The organism is Kribbella sp. NPDC104740 (assembly GCF_055583505.1).
Genome location: NZ_JBVJNV010000005.1, coordinates 247680 through 264498, shown reverse-complemented (window position 1 = coordinate 264498; position 16819 = coordinate 247680). Strand labels below are relative to the sequence as shown.

Below are 16819 nucleotides of genomic sequence, written 5' to 3'. Positions count from 1 at the left end.
AAAGAATCAAGGGTGCTTGTTTTGCTGGAATGGTCCATGCCGAGGGCTAGGCTCGCGAGGCCGGACGACGACCGACCTGGGACGGGCCGCCATGAAACTTCTGCTCACGGACTCGGGCATCATCAACCAGAGCATCACCGACGCACTGGTCGAGCTGCTCGACCGGCCGATCGCCGAGTCGGCCGCGCTCTTCGTGCCGACCGCGATCTACCCCAAACCGATCGGTCCCGAGATGGCGTACAAGACGATCAGCGGCCGGGAGCCGCGGGCGCCGATGACCGAGCTGGGCTGGAAGTCCGTCGGCGTGCTGGAGCTCACCGCGCTGCCCAGCATCGACCGGGAGCTGTGGGTCCCGAAGGTGCAGGAGGCCGACGTGCTGCTGGTCGGCGGCGGCGACCCGCTCTTCCTGCACTACTGGATGCAGCAGTCCGGCCTGGCCGAGCTGCTCCCGACGCTGAAGGCCGTGTACGTCGGCCTGAGCGCCGGCAGCATGGTGACGGCGCCCCGGATCGGCGCCGACTTCGTCGACTGGACTCCGCCCGGCGGCGCCGACGACAGCACCCTCGGCCTGGTCGACTTCGCGATCTACCCGCACCTGGACTACCCGGGCATGGACAACACGATGGCCGGCGCCGAGGCCTGGGCCGCCACCCTGCCGATTCCCGCGTACGCGATCGACAACCAGACCGCGCTGAAGGTGGTCGACGGAAAGGTCGAGGTCGTCTCCGAGGGCAACTGGCGCCTGTTCGACGCCTAGGGGAGTTTCGGCGCCTGCCAGTCCGACCACTGCGCGGTCATCGCGCGCCACTTGGCCGGCGGGACCAGGCGCGCGGCCAGTGTCATCGCGAGGTGCGTCGCGCGACCGGTGCCGGAGTTGCGCTTGACCGACGCGCGCGCCGCCGTGGCCATCGGCTGCACCCGCGCCCGGCGTACTCGGTCGTACGCCGCGAGCCCGGAGTCGAGCTCGCTGTCGGCCAGTGACGCCGCCAGGACGACGGCGTCTTCGATCGCCTGGCAGGCGCCCTGGCCGAGGTCCGGCGTCATCGCGTGCGCGGCGTCGCCAAGCAGGACGACGCGATCCTTCACGAACGTGTCCAGCGGGTCGAGGTCCACGAGGTCGTTGTGCAGCACCTGGTCGGGCGGGGTCGCGCGGATCAGTGCCGGGATCGGGTCGTGCCACCCACCGACCCGGCGCAGGACCTCGGCCTGCTCGTCGGCGTACTCGCGGTTCGCCTCGGCCGCGTTGGCGGTGACGAACCAGTAGACCCGCTCGTCCGGCAGCGGCAGCACGCCCGCCTGGATGCCACGGCCGAGTGTCAGCGACTCCTCGACCGGCCACACCGACCCGCTCGGTGTCACGCCTCGCCAAGCGGTCCGGCCCTGGAAGACCGCCGAGCCCGACCAGACGGTACGACGTACCAGGCTGTTGACCCCGTCCGCCGCGACCACGAGGTCGGCCGACAGTTCATGCTCCTCACCCGCACATCGGCACACCACCGTGGGTCCGTCCACAGACAGCACCTCGGCATCGGTGTGCAGCGCCGACTCCGGCAGCATGCTCCGCAGTACGGCGTGCAGCTCGGCCCGATGCACCGCGAGCACCCCGACGTCCTCGGGACGGCTGCGCCGCACCCAGCGCCCGCGCGGCGTCCGAAGGTTGCCGCGCGACACCGTTCGTACGCCCCGCGCCTCGACCTTCTGATCGAGATCGAGAGCTGCCAGCGCGCTGAGCGCGTTCGGCCACAGCGTCAGCCCGGCGCCGACCTCGGCGATGATCGGCGCCCGCTCGAGCACGGTCACCGACCAGCCGATCCGCCGCAGCGCGATCGCCGCGGTCAGCCCGCCGATCCCGGCGCCGACGACGATGGCCGAGGAACTCTGCTGCCCGCTGCTCATTCTGGGCAGGTTACGTCGCGACCGGTCCGCTCCATTGCAACATCGTGCAATTGCTACCGAATCGCCGATCCGGCTGGTAGCCAGGACGAATGCACAGTTCGCTACCGGGCAAGGCCGCCGAGATCCGGGCGCTGCTGCTCACGCTGATCGACTCGCTGCCGCAGGGCGCCGCGCTGCCGGCCGAGCGCGAGCTGGCGGTCCGCTGGAACGTCGCCCGGATGACGCTGCGGCGCGCGGTCGACGACCTGGTGATCGAGGACCTGCTGGTCCGCCGGCACGGCAGCGGCACCTACACGACCCGGCCGAAGGTCGCGAAGTGGCTCGGCATGACCGGCTTCTCCGCGGACCTGCGCCGGCGCGGGATGACACCGGGCAGCCGGACGCTGGAGTTCCGGTCCGAGCAGGCGTCCCGGGCGGCGGCCCGCCGGCTCGGCATCCCGGTCGGCGACCCGGTGCTCTCCTTCACCCGGCTCCGGCTCGCCGACGACCAGCCGGTGGTGGTCGAGCAGACCACGGTCCCGAGCAGCTACGTCCCCGGTCTGGAGGCCGAGGACCTGGACGGCTCGCTGTACGAGCTGCTCACCTCCCGGTACGGGATCGAGCTGGTCAGCGGTACTTCGACGCTCGAGCCGGTGCTGCCCGACGTACAGACCGCTGGGTGGCTCGGCATCCCGCCGACCCAGCCGTGCCTGGCCGCGCGCAGCGTCGGGCTCGACCGCCACGAGCGGGTCTTCGGCTACACCTCGGCCGTCTACCGCGGCGACTGCTACGCGTTCACCGCCGAGCTCCGGATGACGCCGACCGTCCGAGGTGTTTGAGTCGTCACGGAAAGTAGGCGATTGATCACAATAGTCACTACAGTCACAGAACTATGGACTTCGGCAGGCCGATCGGAACCGTCGTACCGTCGCTGGACGGTGCCGTGCTGCAGGTGCTCGCGGGGGCCGAACGTGGGCTGTCCGGGCGTCAGGTGCACGGGCTCGCGGGCGTCGGCAGTGTCGCCGGGGTCCGGCTGGTGCTGCAGCGGCTGACCTCGACCGGGCTGGTGCACGTCGCCGAGGCGGGCAACTCGTTGCTCTACACCCTCAACCGCAAGCACCTCGCTGCCCAGGCCGTCGAGCTGCTGTCCGGGCTGCGCACGACGTTCGTCACCAGCCTCCGCGCCGAGCTGGCCACGTGGACCCTGCCCCCGGTCCATGCCGGCCTGTACGGCGCGGCCGCGCGCGGCGACGGTGACCTGGACAGCGACGTCGACGTGCTGCTGATCCGGCCCGACGACGTTGCTGCCGACAACGATCTGTGGGAGCAGCAGGCCGCGAGCCTGCTCCGCACCGTCGTCGACATGACCGGGAACGCGGCCCAGTTCTACGAGCTCGACCTGACCGAGCTGACGGTCCATGTCACCGGCAACGAACCGATCGTGGACCGCTGGTGCGACGAGTCGGTGACCGTGTTCGGGCCGGACCTGACCACCGTGCTGAGCCGCCTGCACACCACCCGCGAGCTGCTCTACTCGACATCCCGGTAAGCCTGACCCGGTGGACCGTCACAGTGGTTGCACCACGCAACCACCGCAGGACGGGACGATGATCAACCTCGCGATCGACGGCGGCCAGTCGGCGCTGCGGCTCCGGGTCCTGCCCGACGGCCGGACCGGCGGTGGTCCGGGGTACCAGCACAGCGCCGACAGCCGGCCGGCCACGCTCGCCGCGATCCACACCGCCCTCGAGGACGCCGGGGTCAGCAGCGGCACCAGGGTCGGGACCGTTGCCCTCGGCCTGGCCGGCTTCCCGCACCACCCGGAGTCCGCCCGGGCGCTCGCCGAGGCGATCTTCAAGTCCCTGCCGGCGCAGGAAGTCCGGCTCGCTCAGGACATGGTCACCGCGCACGCCGGGGCGCTGCCCGACGGGTACGGCGTAGTTGTTGCCGCAGGCACCGGTCTGGTCTGCCTCGCGGTCGACCACGACGCCACCTGGCACAAGGTCGACGGCGGTGGTTACCTGTTCGGCGACGACGGCAGCGCCTTCGCGATCGGCCGCGCGGGGCTGGCCGCCGTCCTGCGCGCTCGCGACGGCCGGGGTCCGGCGACCGCGTTGGACAGCGACGATCTCGACCCGATCGACCTCTACCTCTCGACCACCGTCGCCGCCGACGTCGCGGCCTTCGCGCCCGAGGTCTTCCGGGCCGCTGCCGCCGACCCGGTGGCCCGCGCGATCATCGCGGCCGCGGTCGAGGACATCGCCGAGACCGTCACCACCGCGGTCGGCGCACTGGGCGGCGACGCCGCCGTACCGGTCGCGCTGGTGGGCGGACTCTTCGAAGGCGCCGGCCGCCAACTGCTCGAGCCGCTGCGCGCACAGCTCCCGCCGCGAGCCCGTCTGACCACCCCGGCCGGGAACTCCCTCGACGGCGCGACCCGCCTCGCCACCGGCGCGCTGACGCCGTACGGCGAGCTGGTCGTGATCCACCGCTAGACCAATCCCACCGTTCACCTGGCGCGAGCCCGGGAAAAATGGTCCAGTCCAAGGATGGACCACTCGCTGCTGCTGGCCGCCACCGCGCTCGACGTCACGCCGCCACCAGGTCACCGGATGGACGGGTACGCCGCCCGCTCCGGCCTCGCCGCCGGGACCTCGGACCCGCTGCAGGCCACGATCATCTGGTTGTCCACCGAGGACGCACCCGGCGTCCTCTGGCTCAGCCTCGACGCGATCGCCGCCGGCACCGAACTGACCACCGAGCTCGCCGCGGCCGCCGCCTCGGTCGCCGGCATCCCCACGGAGAACGTGCTGGTCTGCGCCTCGCACACCCACTCCGGCCCGTCCGGATGGACCGGTGAGATCCACCCGGTCATCCCCGCCGAGCGCGAGCGCGCCCTGATCGACCAACTGGTCACCACCGTCGCCGACGCGTCCCTCGTACGGCGTCCCGTCCGCGCGACCTGGCGCACCGCCGAGGTGATCGGCCTGGGCACCAACCGCCACCGCCGCAACGGCCCGCACGACAACACCGCAGGCATCCTCGGCCTCTACGACCTCGCTGGATCACTGCAAGCAATTCTTCTCGATTTCGCCTGCCACCCCACCGCGCACGGCCCCGAGAACCTCCGCTGGTCCGCCGACTGGCCCGGCGCCACCCGCGCCGCCCTCGCCCCCACGATCGTCGGCTACCTCCAAGGCGCCGCCGGCGACGTCAGCCCGCGCTTCACCCGCCAGTCCCGCGGCCCCGCCGAGGTCACCCGCCTCGGCCGGATCCTCGCCGAGGAGATCACCGACGCCCTCAAATCCCCAGGCCTCGACCTCCCCGACGAAGCACCCGCCATCCACCGCACCACCGCCCACCTCCCCGTCCGCACCCTCCCCACCACAACCCTCACCCCCGAACCAACCGCCCGAGGCGACTCGCCCTCCCAACGCATCGCCCAAACGCGAGCCGACGGCGTCCGCGGCCAGTCCCTGATGTCGACCACCACGCTCCCCCCGGCGTACGACCTCCCGCTCAGCCGCGTCACCCTCGGCCCGGTCACCTGGCTGCATCTCCCCGTCGAGCTCTTCGCCGCCCACGGCATCTACCTCCAGGCGACGAGCCCGCACCCGATCACCCGGGTGATCGGCTACACCGACGGCTACTTCGGCTACGTCGTCGACCCCGACGCGGCCCACCACGAGACCTACGAAGCGCTGATCACCTACTTCGACCAGCCCGCCACCACCACCCTGCTCGGCGCGGCCGCGGATCTCCTGGGCCGGTGACTTTTTCACCACCGGAACGCCGTCGCCGGAGTAGTTGTAGTTGGCAACTGACCACCGTTGTCGGCGTACGCGCGGTGGCCTCCGACCACGCTGCGTAGTGAGTTTGCCAGGATTTCACCCGAACCGGCCCAGAGGTCTTGCACAGAGCGTGGCCGAATGCCACAGTCGGCCGTGAGGATCCGGGGGGCGGATCTTTTGGGGTGGATTCTCGGTCACTGGGGGGTGACGAGCTTTGTCATGGTCGGCGACGTCGTTGACGATCAGCAGGGGGATTTCGGACAGGCCTCGACCTGTCGCGATCCGCTGCGCCCAGAAGTCCTGCACGCCTCACCTCCGCGGACTCCACAACCGCACCTCGGCCGTAGCCGGGGTGCGTCCGTTTCTCCGAGCACTGGTTGGTGAGTGACTGTGTCCCAGCTCTTCGATCGATCCGTCCGTGGCCGAAGGCGTTCCGGTAGCCGACCTCCGAGTCGCGCGCTCCGTACGCTGCTGGTGGTCCTGGTCGCTCTCGTGCCCGCGCTGGGTGCGACCGTCGTCCTCGCACCGTCGGCCTCCGCGGCTCCCGGCGAGGTCTCCTACGTCGGCGGCGCCAGCACCAGTGGCGCCCGGACCAGTCACACCGTGCGCGTTCCCGCGACCGCTCAGGCCGGGGACGCGCTGGTCCTGTTCCTCACCGTCAACGCGACGGTCGGCACACTGTCCGGCGCCCCGGCGGGCTGGACGCAGCTGCAGGCCCGCGACGGCAACGCCGTCCGCGGCCGGCTGTGGACGAAGATCGCGACCGCGGCCGACATGAACGCCAACGTCACCGTCACCACCAGCGACACGCTGAAGTCGGTGATCGGGGTCGCGGCGTACCGCAGTACGGGCAACGCGACGGTCTCGGCCTCGACGGTCGCCGGCAGCGACGCGTCCGGCAGCAGCCACGCGGCGCCCGCCGTCGCGGTCGCCGACACCAACTCCTGGCTGGTGAACGTCTGGACCGAGAAGTCCTCGACCGACGTCACCTGGACGCTCCCGGCCGGTGCCACCCAGCGCACCACCGCGGCGGCCACCGGTACCGGCAAGGTCAGCGGCGTCCTCGCCGACTCGGCCGGCCCGGTGCCGACCGGTACGGCGGCCGCCAAGACCGCGACCACCAGCGCGGCGGTGTCGCGCTCGGTGATGTTCTCGCTGGTGATCAGCCCCGGTGAGGTCGCCGACCCGGTGAACCAGGCGCCGGTGGGCGCGTTCGTCTCCAGCTGCAACGGTCTCGTCTGCGGGTTCGACGCCTCGTCGTCGACCGACCCGGACGGCGACACCCTCACCTACGCGTGGAACTTCGGTGACGGCCAGACCGGCACCGGCGTCAACCCGAACCACACCTACGCCGGCGACGGCGCCCGCACGGTCACGTTGACCGTCAGCGACGGCTCCCTGACCGACACCGAGACCCACCAGGTCAACCCGGTCGCCACCGTCAGCCAGGGCCAGGTCTCGTACGTCGGCGGTGCCAGCACCCAGGGCAACCGCTCCTCGCACACGGTCCGGATCCCCAGCAACGTGCAGGTCCAGGACCGGCTGCTGATGTTCCTGGTCACGAACTCCACCACCGGCACGATCACCGACGCGGTTCCGGGCTGGACGCTGATCCAGACCCGCGACGGCAACGGCGTCCGGGGTCGCGCGTGGACCAAGGCGGCGGTCGCGGGCGACGCCAACAGCGACGTCACGGTCACCGGCAGCGCGCTGGAGAAGTCCGTGCTCAGCGTCGCGGCGTACCGCAGTACCGGTGTCACGACGGTCTCGGCGTCCGCGGTCCGCGGGGTCGACAGCTCCGCCAGCAGCCATGCGACGCCGACCGCGGCCGTTGCCAAGGGCAACTCCTGGCTGGTCAACGTCTGGACCGAGAAGTCGTCGGTCGTGCAGACCTGGACCCTGCCGGGTGACGTCACCCAGCGGACCACCGCGGCCAGCACCGGCACCGGCAAGGTCAGCGCGGTCGTCGCCGACTCCAACGCCGCGGTCCCGATCGGTACGGCGGCGGCCCGGACGGCCACCACCAGTGCGGCCGCGTCGCGGTCGATCATGTTCTCGGTCGTGCTCGACCCGGGGGCGGACTCGACCGCCACCAACGAGGCGCCGATCCCGGACTTCACCACCGGCTGCGCGTCGATGACGTGCGAGTTCGACGCGAACCGGACCTTCGACCCCGACGGTGACGCGCTCACCTACAGCTGGAACTTCGGCGACGGGCAGAACGGCACCGGCGACAACCCGGCGCACACCTACGCGTCGGTCGGCAGCCGGACGGTCACGCTGACCGTCAGCGACGGCACGCACAGCGTCCAGAAGACCGGCGTCGCGGTGGCGGCAGCGCAGCCGCCGGGCCCAGGCCACGGCACCCGGATCGCTCCGGAGACGCCGCGGACGAACTTCCCGCTGATCAGCGCCGGTGAGATCTGGGACATCGAGGTGGTCGGCAACCGCGTCTACGTCGCCGGTGGCTTCACCTCGCTGCGCAACAACGCGACCGGGAACACCACCACCGTCAACCAGGCCCAGATCGCGGCGTTCAGCCTGAGCACCGGCCTGATCGACACCACCTTCCGGCCGGTGATCGGCAACGGTGGCGTCGAGGCGGTCGAGGCGTCACCGGACGGCACCAAGCTCTACATCGCCGGCAACTTCGGCACCGTCAACGGCCTGACCCGCAAGGGCATCGCGCGGATCGATCCCGCCACCGGCGCACCGGTGACCGGCTTCGTCGCCGACGCGAACGCCAAGCCGCAGGAGCTCGCGGTGACCAACTCCACCGTGTACGTCGGTGGCCGCTTCACCGCGATCAACGGCGCGCCGCGCGGCGCGCTGGCCGCGCTCGACGGCAACACCGGCGCGGTCCGGACGGACTTCGTCAACGACGTCAGCGGCGGTATCGGCGCCAACGGCGACTTCACCGTGCAGCGCCTGAAGCTGAGCCCGGACCTGGGCCGGCTGCTGGTCGTGCACACCGGCCGGCAGATCAACGGCCAGGACCGGTACGGCGTCGCGCTGATCAACACCCGGACCCAGAAGCTGCTGCCCTGGCGGACGCGGCTGTGGGACGACAACCTGCAGTTCGTCGGCGGCATCCAGCGCATCTACGGCGGCGACATCTCGCCGGACGGCACGTACTTCGCGGTGACCAGCGGCTCCGGTGGAGACCGGCCGCCGATCAACGACACCGTGGTGGCGTACCCGATGGAGGGTGGCGACAACGTCCAGCCGCTGTGGATCTCCCGGCACTTCGACAGCGTCTACTCGATCGCGATCGCCGAGAACGCGATCTACGTCGGCGGCCACTTCGCGTGGCAGGAGTCGCCGACCTCGCCGCAGCCGTGGCCGGGTCTGACCGACCAGGGCTACGGCACCGGGCAGGGGCTGTCGGGCTACGGCCTCGGCGACGCCGTGGTCCGGCGCGAGCACCTCGGCGTACTGAACCCCGCGGACGGTACGGCGCTCGAGGGCTTCAACCCCGGCTCGAACTCGTTCGAGGGCGACAAGCACATCGAGGTGACACCCCGCGGCCTGTTCGTCGGTGGTGACGGCCAGACCAAGGGCGAGTACAACGTCGGCCGGGTGGCGTTCTTCGACTTCAACTCGGTCGCGGCGCCGAACGGTACCGAGACCACGATCACGACCCCGATCGAGGGCCGGATCGAGCCGGTGGACGAGGAGTACCAGGTCACCGGCACGGCCTCGGCGGCCAGCGGGGTCCAGCGGGTGCAGGTCGAGGTGATGGACCGGAACAGCCGCCGGTACCTGAACGACGACCTGACCACCTGGGGCTCGACGACGCCGAACACCATCAACGCCACCCTGGCGTCGCCGAACGCGACCTCGACCACCTGGTCGCTGCCGCTGACGATGACCCAGAACCGGGTGCTGACGGTGATGGCCAGGACGGTTGCCGTCAACAACAGTCAGGACCCGACCAAGGCGCAGAAGAAGTACGAGACGTTCGGCCTGGCCGACGAGACGCCGAGCACCAACGTCACCGGCCCGAACCAGAGCGTCGTCAACTCCTTCACCTTCACCGTCACCGGGTCCGCGAGCGACGACCTCGGCGTGAACTCGGTCGGGATGACGATCCGGGACATGAGCAACAACCGCTACCTGCAGAACGACGGCTCGGTCGCGGCGAACAGCAACACCTTCCGGATCACCCCGGACGTCGTCGGAGCGACCAGTACGACGTGGTCGTACGAGGTCACCGTCCCGTACGAGGGGGAGTGGCAGGCGCAGGCCAGAGCCACCGACACCTCGGGACAGTCCGACCTGGACACCGCCGACCGGACCTGGATCGTCACCGAGAACGGGGTGGCTCCGACGGTCTCGATCAGCTCGCCGGTGACGATGCTCCCGCCGACCTCGGTACCGACCGTGGTCGTCACCCCGGGGCAGCCGCTCACCTTCGCGGGCTCCGCGAACGACGAGCAGTCCCTGCAGAACGTGGAGATCCAGCTCCGCAACAGCACCACCCGCGAGAACCTGGCCGCCGACGGCAGCTGGGGTGTGGACGCGATCGCCGGCTGGTACCGGGTCGCACCGCAGAACCTCAACCAGGCCAGCTACAACTGGTCCTACACGACACCGTTCAACCTCAGGCCGGGCTCGTACAGCTTCTCCGTCCGGGCCACCGACCAGCTGGGGCTGACCACGTCGAACAACAACCAGGGCCGGCTCAGCCTGAGTGCCCAGATCCCCGGTGACACCCCGCCGGACGGCCGCCTGAGCGTCACCGGAACGGTCACCGGTGGGCAGAGCCTGCACCTGGACCTGGCGGGAACGGCGACCGACAACATCGGCGTCGCCGAGGTCCGGGTCGCGCTGGAGGACCAGGACACCAACCGGTACCTGCAGCCGAACGGATCGATGGCCGCGAACTTCGCGACCCGGTCGGCGATCCTGGCCACCCCGAACGGCACCAGTACGACCTGGACGTTGCCGGTCGACCTGCCGACGCAGGGAGACTGGGCGGTCACCGCGTACGCCTACGACACCGCGGGGCAGCAGGACACGTCGACCAGCGGCGCGACCGCGCGGTACCGGATCTACCCCGGTGACACCCCGCCGGCCCTGAACGACGCGTTGCTGACGCCGAGCGAGGGCACGGAGTTCACCGACGGCAAGATCTTCGTCACCGGCCGGGCCGAGGACGACCAGGCCATGCAGGAGGTGCAGATCGGCATCGTCAACGCCGCCGGTCAGTACATGAGCTCGTCCGGCACGTTCACCAGCACCAACGCCAGCTGGCGGACGGCGTTCCTGACCAGCCCGGGCACGCCGGGGTCGAACTTCTCGTTCACGACGCCGGTGATCCCGCCGGGCGCCTACACGGTGCGGGTGCGCGCGGTCGACCAGCACGACCTGGTCACCGCCGTACCGTCCGAGCGGCACGTCACCGTGATCCACCCGCCGGGCAACCTCCCGCCGGTGGCCGCGTTCACCACCTCGTGCAACCAGAACGTCTGCACGTACGACGCGCGCACCTCGACCGACGAGAGCCCCACGACGCTGACGTACTCGTGGAACTTCGGCAACGGCAGCGGGTCCGGCCCGCTCCCGACCCGGACGTACACCAGCGCCAACACCTACACGGTCACGCTGACCGCGCGGGACGAGTGGGGTGCGACGGCAACCGCGACGCAGACGGTCACGATCACCGAGCCGACCAACAACGTGGCGCCGGTCCCGGTGATCAACCCGCCGGCCTGCTCGGGGCTGTCCTGCAACATCTCCGGCGTCGGGTCGGCCGACCCGAACACCGGCGACACGTTCAGCTACCTGTGGAACTTCGGTGACGGTACGCCGAACAGCACCTCGTCCGGCCCGTCGCACACGTTCCCGGCAGCGGGCACCTACACGGTGACGCTGACCACGACCGACGGCTGGGGGAAGGCTGCCTCGATCACCCGTCAAATCACGGTCTGAGGTCCTGACCTAGACCAAGGGGGCGCCGCGGAGTCCGCGGCGCCCCCTTCCGCCTGTCTACAGGGCGATCTCGGGCTGCAGCTTCTTCGCCACCCAGACCCGTTGCTTGCGGGCGGCCAGGCTGGAGGCGAGCAGGCCGGCGGCGAGCCAGGCGACCAGGACGATCAGGTCCTTGGCGAGGGAGGCGCCCGGTCCGCCGTACATGAGGTGGCGGACGCCGTCGATCGCGTAGCTCATCGGGAGCACGTGGTGGAAGAAGTAGAGCGGCGCCGGGATCGTCTGCCAGGGGAACGTGCCGCCGGCGCTGACCAGCTGGATCACCATCAGGACCAGGCCGAGGAACTTGCCGATGGCACCGAACCAGGACGACAGCGCGTGCAGGATCGCCACGAAGGTGATCGAGGTGAGCATCAGGTAGCCGACGGTCAGCCAGGGGTGGGTGGCGTCGATGCCGAGGCCGATGATCACGATCGTGAAGACCAGCGCCGCCTGGATCGCGCCGAACAGCGCGGGCGGCAGCCAGCCGCCGAGGGCGACCCGGAACGGCGACTGCAGCGCGGCCAGACCGCGCGGGGACAGCGGACGGACGAGCAGGAACAGCACGTACGCACCGATCCAACAGGACAGGCTGAGGAAGAACGGCGCCAGGCCGGCGCCGTAGCTGTCGGCGGTGGCCTGCGAGGTGTTCTGCAGCCCGACCGGTGCACCGAGCGTCTCTGCGACCGCCTTGCGCGCCTCCGGCGACGGGTCCGGGATCTGCTTCGCGCCGTTGGTGAGCGCGGTGTTCAGCTGGGTCGCACCGGTCTTCAGCTTGCTGACGCCGGTGGCCAGGCTGTTCACGCCGGTCAGGAGCTGGCCCTGGCCGGTCACCGCCTGCTGCTCGCCGGTCGCCAGCTGGGAGGCGCCGGTCTGGAGCTGGCCGATGCCGGTCTTCAGCTGGGTCGCGCCGGTGTTGAGCTTCGTGGCGCCGGTCGCGGCGCTGCTGATGCCCGAGGTCAGTGCAGGTGTTGCCTTTGAGAGTGCCGAGGCGCCGTTCGAGACCTTCCGGGCGCCGGTCGCGAGTTGGTTGAGCTGCTTCGAGGTCGACTGGATCTTGGTGTTCGCCGTGACGACCGGCGTCCGCAGCTTGGCGGTCTCGGCCAGTACCTGGTTGATCTGCGCTTGCGTGAAGCCCTGCTGCTTGAGGCGCTGCGCCAGCCCGGCGTCGATCGTGGTCAGGTCCTTGAGCAGCGTGCTCGACGCCGTCGCCACCTGGCGGCCGACGTCCGCGATCTTCTCGTTGCCATCAGCAACTTGATCGGCGCCGGTGGCCAGCTGCTTGGTCTGCGCGGGCAGGGTGGCCGTCTTCGTCTTCAGCGTGCCGAGGCCGCTGCTCAGCTGCCCGGCGCCGGTCGCCAGCTCGCCCGCACCCTTGCCGGCGGACGTCAGCCCGGTCGAGAGCTTGGTCGCTCCGGCGGACAGCTGCTTCTGCGCGTTGTTGAGCTGCGTCGCGCCACTCTGCAGCTTGACGACGCCCGTGTTCGCCGAGGTCAGACCGCTCTGCAGCTGCCCGGCGCCGGTCGCGGCCTGGCTGATCTGGCCATGGATCGTGCTGAACCCGGCCAGCAGCTTGCTCGCCGCGGTCTCGCTCACCTGCGCGGCGACGGTCTTGGTGACCTGCGCGACGACCTGGTTCGCGATCGTGTGCGCGAGGTAGTTGTTCGCGTCGTTGGTGGTCAGCTCGAGCATCGCCTGCCGCGGCGTGAACTCCGCGCTCGACGCGAGATCGGCCGAGAACGTCTTCGGCAGCACCAGCGCGAACTCGTACCGGCCGTCCGACACGCCTTGGGTCGCTTCGGCCCGGTCGACCCGGTGCCAGTCGAAGCTCTTCGAGCTCACCAGCTCGTCGGCGACCTGACCGCCGACCGCCAGCTTCTCACCGGTCGACAGCGTGGTGCCCTGGTCCTCGACCACGACAGCGGTCGGGACCTTGTCGAGCCGCCCGTACGGGTCGTGGTTCGCGTACAGGTAGAGGCCGCCGTACAGCATCGGGACGCAGAGCAGCGCCACCACCGCGAGCTTCGGCAACCGCCCCGCGGTCAACCGCCGCAGCTCGCTCAGTGCCATCCGTACGGCGGTCATGCCTCGTCCTCGTCTTCCTCGATCGTCTCTTCGTCCGGTGCGACCTTCAGCGGCTCGACCTTGACCGGGTCGGGCTGGTTCACCGCACCCATCTGCGCCGCCGGTACGCCGAGCAGCCGCGCCGACGCGTCCGCGCAGGTCACCAGTACGGCGTACCCGCGCGACGCCAGCTCCTGGCCCACGGCGTACCAGCTGTGCGGATCCCCGCCGAACCGGTCCGGCATGGTCATGATCACGACGGCGACGTCCGGCCGCGCCACGGTCAGCTCGGCCAGCAGCCGGGTCCGGACGTCGACCGGCAGGTGCTCGAACCGCTTGTCCGCGTGCTCGGCCGCGTCGTGCGACTCCAGCCAGGCCTGCACGGCCTTGCCGCCGGCCTTCCGGCCCGCGATCGCCAGCTCCTCGCCGACCACCGCCTTCACCGGCAGCGCGTCGTCCGGCTCGGTGATCCCCGGCGCGTCGACGACGGCGACCCGTCGGCGCAGTACGGCGAGATCGTCCTTGCCGTCGAGCTTCACCTGCCCGCCGTCCGGCACCAGCCGGCCGGACAGCGCGAGCGACGCGGCGACGTGGCCGGGCCCGGGGTAGCCGGTCAGCAGCACCAGCTCGTGACTGCTGACGTCGACCGACGTCGCGTCCAGCAGTGGCGCGTGCGGACCGCGGACGCTGATCGCGTAGGCCCTCAGCTGCATCGTCTACCCCGTTTCAATACGTTTGTGTATCCAATACAGAACTGTATCCTACTGCTCATGGAAACTCCCAAGCGCCGTCGCTCCGCCACCCGGGCCCGCCTGCTCGAAGGCGCGCTGGAGGTGTTCGCCGAGCGCGGGTTCCACGGCGCCTCGGTGGAGGACATCTGCGAGCGGGCCGGTTTCACCCGCGGCGCCTTCTACTCGAACTTCGGCTCCAAGGACGAGCTGGTGCTGGCGCTGTTCGAGGCCACGACCGACCGGCTGCTGGAGCAGATCGCGGCGCTGCTCCCGGAGCTGGCGAACCAGCCCGGCACCCTGCTGGACGCCGTACTGGGCCTGCTCGACGACGCCGCGCCCGATCAGCGGCAGTGGCACCTGATCTCCACGGAGTTCACTCTGCACGCGCTGCGCAGTCCGGACGCCGCCGACGCGCTGATCCGGCAGCGCACGGTCTTCCGGCAACGTCTGACCGACCTGGTCGACGAGATCTGCCGGACCAGCGGGCTACGGCTGAACGTGGCGGTCGATCAGTTCGTCCGGGTGGTGATCGCGCTGCACGAGGGCGCGCGCACCCAGAGCCTGCTCGAACCGTCCGCCGTACCGGCCGGGTCGCTCGAGCACACCTTCCTGCCGATGGTGCTGGACGCGGTCAGCCGACCTTGACGTCCACGCTGTGCAGGCCGGTCGAGCCGTTCGGCGCGGGCGGCGCCTGGCTCTCGACCTGAGGGTTGCCCTTGGCATCGAACGCGCGGACCTGCAGGACGTGGTTGCCGCGCGGGGCGTCCCAGCTCCAGTGCCACTGCCGCCAGGTGTCGGTCGACGGGTCGGCGGCCAGCGTCGCCTGCTGCCACGGGCCACCGTCGACCCGGACCTCGACCTTCGAGACGCCGACGTGCTGGTCCCACGCGACCCCGGCGACGGTGACCTGACCGGTCGTCGCCTTCGAGCGCGGGACGTCGATCCGCGACGACAGCTTGATCGGGCCGAGCTCGTCCCAGCCGCGCGGCGTCCAGTACGCCTCGAACTGGTCGAACCGGCTCACCTCGATGTCGGTCAGCCACTTCGTCGCCGACACGTAGCCGTACAGGCCCGGTACGACGATCCGGACCGGGAAGCCGTGCTCCAGCGGCAGCGGCTGGCCGTTCATCGCGAAGGCGAGCATCGACTGGCGGTCGTCGAGCAGCGTGCTGATCGGCGTACCGGCGGTGAAGCCGTCCTTCGAGGTGGACAGGATCGCGTCGGCGTCCTTGGCCGGCCCGGCCTCTTCCAGCAGGTCCTTCAGCAGGACGCCGGACCAGAGCGCGTTGCCGATCAGGTCGCCGCCGACCTCGTTGCTGACACAGGTCAGCGTGACCCACTTGTGCACCACCGGCCGCTTCAGCAGGTCGGCGAAGCTCAGCTCGATCTCGCGGTCGACCATCCCGTGGATCTTCAGCCGCCAGTCCGCGGGCATGATCAGCGGGACCGAGAGTGCGGTGTCGATCCGGTAGAACTCGTCATTCGGCGTCGCCCAGGCGACCGCGCCGGGAGCTTGTACGCCGGCCGGCGGTTCGGTGCTCGGCGGCAGCGGGAGGTCGAGTCCTTCGCGGGCTTCGGCGACCGCGGCCCGGTGGCCGCCGGCAACCTTGCCCAGGGCACCTATCGCGACGGTGCCGAGGGCAACGCCCGCGGACAGCTGGAGGAAGCCGCGGCGGCTGACGCCGTCGTCGGTGTGCAGCTCGGTCAGCCGGTTCGAGAACAGCCGGAGCAGCAGGAGCGCCGTGATCCCGGCGACCATCGACGGGACGAAGCCGGTCTGGCCGGAGTCGGGGCGAGTGGCGGCGGCGATGACGGCGATGCCCGCCAGCACGATCACGACCGCGGCGCCGGCGGCGTACCGGCGTACGGCGAGGATGCCGCCGAGGGCGGCCAGCGCGAGCAGCACGATCAGGATGCCGGTCCGGAGCGCGTCCTTGTCGTGCGTGCCGAACAGGGAGATCGCCAGGTCCTTGAGCCACGGCGGTACCCGGTCGATGAACGCCGAGCCGATCGCGACCACAGGCGTCTGGCGGGTGCCGAGCAGAGCGGCCGCGACAGTACCGGCGGCGAGGCCTGCGAGAGCGGCGAGTACGCCGCCGATGGCGGCGCGGAGCAGGAGGCCGCGGCGACGCGGGGAGTCCCCAGGGTGCTGCGGCGGGGTCGCACCGGGGTGCTGGGGTGGAACCGCCTCCGACGTACCGCCGCTGCGGAGGCCGGTCGAGCCGCGCTCGCTGGTGGGGACCTGAGGATGGTTCACAGGTCAACTGTCCCGCTCGGTGGGGGGGGGGGGGGAGGGGGGGGGGGGGCGGGGGGGGGGGGGGGGGGGGGGGGGGGGGGGGGGGGGGGGGAAGAGGGGGGGGGGGGGGGGGGGGGGGGGGGGGGGAGGGA

General features: G+C 70.9%; 11 protein-coding genes. 7 read left to right on the top strand and 4 right to left on the bottom strand.

Annotated elements, in window-relative coordinates; all coding sequences use genetic code 11:
* Positions 1–91: 91 nt before the first annotated feature.
* Complete coding sequence (locus ACZ6Z4_RS26865) at positions 92–757, top strand: Type 1 glutamine amidotransferase-like domain-containing protein (RefSeq protein ID WP_465569737.1); 666 nt, start codon at positions 92–94, stop codon at positions 755–757.
* Here the strand turns inward: ACZ6Z4_RS26865 and ACZ6Z4_RS26860 are convergent.
* Positions 754–1896, bottom strand: a complete 1143-nt coding sequence (locus ACZ6Z4_RS26860) for an FAD-dependent oxidoreductase (protein ID WP_465569735.1) — start codon at positions 1894–1896, stop codon at positions 754–756. The two genes, ACZ6Z4_RS26865 and ACZ6Z4_RS26860, sit on opposite strands and share 4 nt — an antisense overlap.
* 89 nt (positions 1897–1985) lie before the next feature.
* Here ACZ6Z4_RS26860 and ACZ6Z4_RS26855 point away from each other — a divergent pair, with 89 nt between their 5' ends.
* The 5 genes from ACZ6Z4_RS26855 (at position 1986) to ACZ6Z4_RS26835 (ending at position 11600) form a co-directional block, all read left to right on the top strand.
* Complete coding sequence (locus tag ACZ6Z4_RS26855; RefSeq protein WP_465569733.1) at positions 1986–2714, top strand: GntR family transcriptional regulator; 729 nt, start codon at positions 1986–1988, stop codon at positions 2712–2714.
* A 53-nt stretch (positions 2715–2767) separates the two neighbouring features.
* A complete protein-coding gene (locus ACZ6Z4_RS26850) occupies positions 2768–3424 on the top strand; it encodes a nucleotidyltransferase domain-containing protein (protein WP_465569731.1) in 657 nt (218 codons plus the stop codon).
* A 58-nt stretch (positions 3425–3482) separates the two neighbouring features.
* Positions 3483–4370 (top strand): N-acetylglucosamine kinase, encoded by an 888-nt coding sequence (locus ACZ6Z4_RS26845; RefSeq protein WP_465569729.1) that lies wholly within the window; start codon positions 3483–3485, stop codon positions 4368–4370.
* A 54-nt stretch (positions 4371–4424) separates the two neighbouring features.
* Complete coding sequence (locus tag ACZ6Z4_RS26840; RefSeq protein WP_465569727.1) at positions 4425–5648, top strand: hypothetical protein; 1224 nt, start codon at positions 4425–4427, stop codon at positions 5646–5648.
* Between the two features lie 492 nt (positions 5649–6140).
* Positions 6141–11600: a PKD domain-containing protein gene (locus ACZ6Z4_RS26835; RefSeq protein WP_465569725.1), complete on the top strand. Its 5460-nt coding sequence runs from the start codon at positions 6141–6143 to the stop codon at positions 11598–11600.
* Between the two features lie 57 nt (positions 11601–11657).
* Here ACZ6Z4_RS26835 and ACZ6Z4_RS26830 read toward each other — a convergent pair whose 3' ends face one another.
* Entirely contained in the window at positions 11658–13721 is a 2064-nt protein-coding gene (locus ACZ6Z4_RS26830; protein WP_465569723.1) for a YhgE/Pip domain-containing protein, read from the bottom strand.
* On the bottom strand, positions 13718–14413 hold the full coding sequence (locus tag ACZ6Z4_RS26825; protein WP_465569721.1) for an ATP-binding cassette domain-containing protein: 696 nt from the start codon (positions 14411–14413) through the stop codon (positions 13718–13720). The genes ACZ6Z4_RS26830 and ACZ6Z4_RS26825 overlap by 4 nt, the downstream gene beginning before the upstream one ends.
* A gap of 57 nt (positions 14414–14470) precedes the next feature.
* Between ACZ6Z4_RS26825 and ACZ6Z4_RS26820 the strand changes: the two genes are divergently transcribed.
* On the top strand, positions 14471–15076 hold the full coding sequence (locus tag ACZ6Z4_RS26820) for a TetR/AcrR family transcriptional regulator (RefSeq protein ID WP_465569719.1): 606 nt from the start codon (positions 14471–14473) through the stop codon (positions 15074–15076).
* Here ACZ6Z4_RS26820 and ACZ6Z4_RS26815 read toward each other — a convergent pair.
* Positions 15063–16688, bottom strand: a complete 1626-nt coding sequence (locus ACZ6Z4_RS26815; protein WP_465569717.1) for a molybdopterin-dependent oxidoreductase — start codon at positions 16686–16688, stop codon at positions 15063–15065. The two genes, ACZ6Z4_RS26820 and ACZ6Z4_RS26815, sit on opposite strands and share 14 nt — an antisense overlap.
* Positions 16689–16819: the final 131 nt, after the last annotated feature.